Genomic DNA, 1,198 nt, shown 5'->3' with positions numbered 1-1,198 from the left:
GTGGGAGATTCTATGGTTGAGGGGCAACCCTCAACCAACCTTTGGTTGGTATTCGCTTTGTCCTTTCAGCAATGCAAATACCACTCGAGCAAGCTTACGGGCCAGCATTACCAGTACCTGAGTGGTGCTATAACCCCGCGCCCGTTGTGCTTGATAAAACTCCTTCCATGCAGCCGTTCGGCTGGCCGCCATTGCTGCGTTGTGCAAAAGACGACGCGCTTCTGAGTCGCCACGCTTGCTCAAGCTGCGACGATTATCTTTCTGTCCTGACTTAGAAACGCGTAAATCCATACCCAAGAAAGCGATAAACGCGTCCGCGTTTCTAAAATCACCGCGTTGGAAGCTGGTAACCAAACGGGCTCCAGTCAAAAAGCCGATACCTTCAACTTTCAGGCAACGCTTTAGTTGATCCGATAGTCCAGCTTCTTTCAGCCGATCACCGATCATCTTTTCAATCAGGCTTTCTAGCTTTTGCATCGACTTCATTTGCTCGGCAAAAGAGGCCTTCAGCAACGGCTCATTCGCCCAACTTTGAGTCAGGCTGACGCGTGCCTGAACCAGCGCCGCCCGGCGACGGAAAAGACTCAAAAGCTGGCGATACAGGGGAGATGGCGGCGTCCAGGGGCGAAGTTCATCGGCTTCGTTTTTTAGATAGCGAGCAAGCAACTTGGCATCCTGGGCGTCGGTCTTAGCCCGGATATTCACACCTTTACGATAATGGCTGAGCTCATAACCGCCCACCATGTAGATCACGCAACCAGCTTCATAGGCCAGGTCAGCGAACTCCAGGTGATATATGTTGGTCGCTTCAATCGCAACGGACACAGCGCCCGGCAGGGCTTTCAGCCATTTTTTGATGGCGGTTTTGTTGTTGGGGATCACTTCCAACAGGTCGAGCTCGGCGTGGTAAATCACCAGCTCATTTTTAGCAACATCGACGCCAATGATCGGCTTTGAGACAGGAACTGGCATTGCCATGGGACTTCCTCCGGGCTATGGTTTTGAGCACTTGAAGGGCTCACCCAGAGGCGCAGGCTTGTTCCTATCGTCGGTCATAGCCAGATGCATTCTTTATCGGCGCTTGGGTGAAAGGAGGAGGGGCGAAATCTCCCACGGTCTGTACTGCGCCAACAGTCAGAATCGGGCTTTGTCCCTCCTCCTCCCTTCAAGTCCTAGCATACAAGCGGGCTTGCTGTGG

At 53.0% G+C, this 1,198-nt stretch carries 1 protein-coding gene; it reads right to left on the bottom strand.

Translation table 11 applies throughout. The features are described 5' to 3' along the window. Window positions 1-30: 30 nt before the first annotated feature. Complete coding sequence (locus P3C29_RS32575; RefSeq protein ID WP_275966461.1) at window positions 31-978, bottom strand: IS110 family transposase; 948 nt, start codon at window positions 976-978, stop codon at window positions 31-33. Between the last annotated feature and the right edge of the window lie 220 nt (window positions 979-1,198).

The sequence above is a fragment of the Pseudomonas sp. 1912-s genome, from assembly GCF_029269205.1.
Taxonomy (GTDB): domain Bacteria; phylum Pseudomonadota; class Gammaproteobacteria; order Pseudomonadales; family Pseudomonadaceae; genus Aquipseudomonas.
Note: the sequence above shows the minus strand (reverse complement) of the source record. Positions and strands in the feature narration are given on the sequence as shown.